Source organism: Chitinophagaceae bacterium, from assembly GCA_030053935.1.
GTDB lineage: Bacteria > Bacteroidota > Bacteroidia > Cytophagales > JASGCU01 > JASGCU01.
On sequence record JASGCU010000126.1, the window covers coordinates 1 to 4,568 of the forward strand.

The 4,568-nt window shown below is 29.9% G+C and carries 5 protein-coding genes; 1 reads left to right on the forward strand and 4 read right to left on the reverse strand.

Annotation, left to right across the window (positions count from 1 at the left end; genetic code table 11):
• Positions 1 to 36: 36 nt before the first annotated feature.
• From QM536_09415 to QM536_09430, 4 genes are all read right to left on the reverse strand, one after another.
• On the reverse strand, positions 37 to 603 hold the full coding sequence (locus QM536_09415; protein ID MDI9357227.1) for an SIS domain-containing protein: 567 nt from the start codon (positions 601 to 603) through the stop codon (positions 37 to 39).
• A 30-nt stretch (positions 604 to 633) separates the two neighbouring features.
• The gene (locus tag QM536_09420; GenBank protein ID MDI9357228.1) at positions 634 to 1,605 is read right to left on the reverse strand and encodes a hypothetical protein; all 972 of its coding nucleotides are present in this window, start codon (positions 1,603 to 1,605) and stop codon (positions 634 to 636) included.
• A gap of 74 nt (positions 1,606 to 1,679) precedes the next feature.
• Complete coding sequence (locus QM536_09425; GenBank protein ID MDI9357229.1) at positions 1,680 to 2,915, reverse strand: chorismate-binding protein; 1,236 nt, start codon at positions 2,913 to 2,915, stop codon at positions 1,680 to 1,682.
• A gap of 3 nt (positions 2,916 to 2,918) precedes the next feature.
• Complete coding sequence (locus tag QM536_09430; protein ID MDI9357230.1) at positions 2,919 to 3,758, reverse strand: phytoene/squalene synthase family protein; 840 nt, start codon at positions 3,756 to 3,758, stop codon at positions 2,919 to 2,921.
• Positions 3,759 to 3,962: 204 nt separating this feature from the next.
• Here QM536_09430 and QM536_09435 point away from each other — a divergent pair, with 204 nt between their 5' ends.
• A complete protein-coding gene (locus tag QM536_09435) occupies positions 3,963 to 4,109 on the forward strand; it encodes a hypothetical protein (GenBank protein MDI9357231.1) in 147 nt (48 codons plus the stop codon).
• Positions 4,110 to 4,568: the final 459 nt, after the last annotated feature.

Below are 4,568 nucleotides of genomic sequence, written 5' to 3' on the forward strand. Positions count from 1 at the left end.
TGAGTTTTTCTTTATGGAGATTTGTTTACTAAGCCTCTATTCTCCCATTTCACAGAGTGTTTTCATCATCAGATGTACTAATATCATGTGGAGGTCTTCAGAAATCTGCATATCGTTTACATGGGCGTTCACGCTCATTTTGGATATTTGTTTTAGTTTTCCACCATTGTATCCCGTTATTCCAATAGTGGTATTTCCTTTACTATTTGCATATTCAATTGCTTTTAAAACGTTTTTAGAATTGCCACTTCCGGATATACCTATTACAATATCTCCTTCTTCCAAAAAGTTTTTCATCTGTTCTACAAATACTTCTTCGTATCCCATATCATTGGCATAAGCAAGCATAGTAGGTATGTTGTCGGTGAGAGCAATAATTTTATGTTTTTTTTGTTGTTTGAGAGAAACTCCTTTGTTAATATCACAAGCAAAATGAGAAGCAGTAGAACCGCTTCCTCCATTGCCAAAGATGATAGTTTTTTTACCTTTTTGGCGAGTTTCTTCTAATATAGTATGAAGAGCCACTATTTCATTGCGATTAAAAGTATCGAGAGTGTCTTTTAAATGTGAAATATAATTGTTGATTATTTCTAATGTTTGCATATAATAATATAGTTTAGATTTATTTTGTAATTAAAAAATAATAGTTGTTCCTGTGTCTTCAAATCCAAAAGGGAGTTCGTATAAATGAGAGAGGGCTGATCGGACAGATTGGTGAAAATTTTCTTCTACATAAAAAAGTAGAAATCCTCCTCCACCTGCTCCTAATAATTTTCCGCCTCTTGCGCCCGCTTGTATTGCTCTTTCGTAATAAGTGTCTATATCTGTATTCGAAATACCTGATGCCAATTCTTTTTTATAATGCCATCCTGTATTTAAAATTTCTCCCATCGTATGAATATTTTGAGATTGTAATTCTTTTTTGAGATCTTTTGCTAAAGATACCATTCTACTGAGGTTTTTTTTCTGTTTACTACTCATTTGTGTGTTTTGCTTCTGCTCTGCTAATATATCAGATGCTTTTCGGGTGATTCCTAAATAAAACATGAGTAAGTTTTTTTCTAAGGTACGGTATACTTGAGGATTGAGTTTTATTTTTTCCATTCCCACTTTTTCATCTCCATAGAATTGGATAAAATTAAGTCCTCCAAAGGTGCATGCAAATTGGTCTTGTTTTCCTATTGGTTCTCCTAATATATTAATTTCCATATCGCATGCTTGTTCTGCAATATCATGTTTAGAAATATATTTTCCCAAATAAGCATTGCAAAGTTGTATAAGTCCTGATGTGAAAGCAGATGAGGAACCGAGCCCTGTACCCGATGGTATATCAGCACTAGAGTTAAAGTCCACTCCCTCTATATGATATTTTTTGAAAACTTGTTTAATAATTCTATGCTGTATGTTTTCAATAGAATCTACGGATTCCAATTGAGAGTACTTTAAGAGATATTTTTTATCATAAAAATATGGGTGCATAGAAAGATATATGTATTTATCAATCGTTACGCTTAAAACAGCGCCTTCGTTTTCCAAATAATATTCTTTCAAATCACTCCCTCCCCCTGCAAAACTGACCCTAAAGGGTGTCTTTGTTATTATCATAAATAAAATGAGTTATATGTATGTGTTCTTTGTTATTTTTTTATCTCAATAGCAATATATACAAAAGATATTTTTTAGCAAATATTACCTGTTTTTAAAATTATTTTTCTAATGGTATCTAATTTTAATTCTGTTTCTTTCCATTCTTTTTGTGGAATAGATTCTGTTGTTATTCCCGCACCTGCATAGAGTATCATACAATTATTTAATACCTGCGTGCATCTTATATTTACATAGATACTTGTATTTTCATTTTTATTTATATATCCCAAATATCCCGTAAAAAAACTTCTGTTAAAATCCTCATATTCTTGTATAAATTTGATGGAAGTATCTAATGGCATCCCACATACAGCAGAAGTAGGGTGAAGGAGAGGTAGCATTATACTTGCTAAGTTCATATAATTTGTTTCTTGCATATCTACTAAAAATTCTGTTTTTATATGTGCAATATTTCCTACCGATACAATTTTTGGTCCTATTTCTTGGAATTCTCTTAATCGTATTTTTTTAAAGCAATCTACAATATATCGGGAGACAAGTGCTTGTTCTTCTATTTCTTTTTGCTTCCATCCCATGTTTTCTAAAAGAAAGTCATGAGGTATTTTTTGAGTACCTGCGAGTGCAACTGTCTTAAACCATTTTTTTTTTTCTGTGGTTAATAAAATTTCAGGGGTTGCCCCTATCCATAAGCCACGTTGCGGTATTCCTACAAAAGAAAGAAAGCAAGAGGGGTATTTTGATAATAGATCTGTAAAGCAAGGGAATATGTTAAAATCTTGTGTTGTATTTATTTTCTCAAACCGGGAAAGAACTACTTTTTGAAAATGTTTTTTTTCAATACATTCCATTCCTTTTTGCACTATATTTTTGTAATATTTTTGAGAAGTACTTTTTTTATGTTTAAAAAATATTTCATCGGTTTCATTTGTATAGAAAGAGATAAAACTATGTATATTTTTTGCCTCTCCATTCTTGATGGCGGACATAAAAAAGTTTTTTTTTTCTGTTGGCAGTTCGGGAGATACTTCTATTTCTATAGTATTGTCTTCTTTGATGTGAAAAGAAAAATCGTTACAGATTTGAAAGGGATAGTGGTTTTCATCTTTACAGAAAGGAGAAAAAATAAAACAGGGTTTTGATGCTTCTATATGAATAGGATTTTCTAGGGGTATCCTCTGTGGAGATGCAAATCCATGCATTGTTTTTTCAAGAGGATTTCTCCATACTGCAAAAGAATACTGACAAGACATCAATGCTACAATAATATGCTCTAATAGTATATCTTTTTGTAAAACGAAACCTCCCATCTGTTATCTTTTTAATAAGGAATAGAAGTATATTTTGAGAAAGAGAGATATCTTTATTGCATTTGAGATGCGAATCCTTTTGTTTAGAATATCGGCGGGAGTAGATTTTTGTATCTTGAAAAGGAGTAGTTTATAATACTTATATGCTAATAAAACACTGTATCTTACCTGGGATGGAAGATTTTGGATTCCTTTATATGCTATTTCAAATTCTTGGTTTATATCTCTTTCTATTTCTTTTTTTTGATGAATAGTAAGTTTTTCTACTTCTATATTTGGAAAATAGGTTCTCCCGCGTTCATAAAAATCACTCTTTATATCTCGCAAGAAATTTATTTTTTGAAAAGCAGACCCCAATTTTTGAGCTGCGTATACCAGAGAATTATATTTTTGTATATCTTTTTCACAAAATACTTTGAGACACATAAGCCCTATTACTTCCGCAGAACCATAGATATATTTTTTATATTCCTCTTCGGTATACGTTGTTTTATGTATATCCATTTCCATACTCGAAAAGAAAGCCCTTATATGCTCTTTTTCTATCCCATACTCATCTACCACTAATTGAAATGAATGGAGTATAGGATTAAAACTTATTGTATGCTCTAAAGCCCGTTCTGTTTCTTTTACAAAATCTGATAACAAAAAATGCACATCTTTATAAAAAAAAGTATCCACTATTTCATCTGCAAACCTTACAAAGGCATATACTCCATAGATACCCTTTCTGTATTTTTTAGGCAATAATAATATACCTAAACCAAAAGAAGTGCTGTATTTTTTTGTAATATCTTCACTTATGTTCATACACACCCCATCAAAAAACTCTGTATGCTTCATCTTTTTTATTTTGGTAAATATATTCTTTTGATCTATTGTAGAATCAAAAAAATACTTTCTTATTCATATATTTCACAAATCACAAAAATAAAGTTTTCCCCTCTTAATAACATTTAGATTGGTGAAAAATAAAATAATAACATAATATTTATTTTAGTTATTTTTGTTGGTATATATTCATTTTTTTTATTTAAACTTGTAAAAATGATACAAATCCATAAAATAATAAATACTTCCGAATACTATGATTCTTTAGGTGAATTACATTGGATAAAAGATAAAATTAAATGCTTCCATTGTTATGGACGCGACTGTCATAAAAATAGAAAAGGTAAATCACAAGCACATTGACAAACATACTATTGTAAAAGTGGTAGTAGATATTTTGATAATATTACAAATACCATATTCAGTGGAAATAATCAGTCAATGGAAAAATGAATAATCTTAATATATCTTATGAACCTAAATACTTCAGCAAAACAAATTTTTAAGAAACACCAAATAGTAAATTATAGAACCTATTATAGAAAATACTTTTAAAATTAATTCAATCTCTATACAGAATAATATAAACAATAATATATCTATTGAGGTATAAGCATAAAAAGTAGAGTATGGAAATACGTTAATATGTTATAAGTAAAACGGATTGTATGTGATTCTTTACAATAAGGTAGGCGGAATTTGGTTTTGTTATTATTGTGGTTTAGTGTTTATAGAGGGGGGTTAGTACAGAGAAGCGCCCATTTTGTGTAAGTTTTTTAATTGGATATACAATACAAGAAAAGAAGAAAAGAATATTTAGAA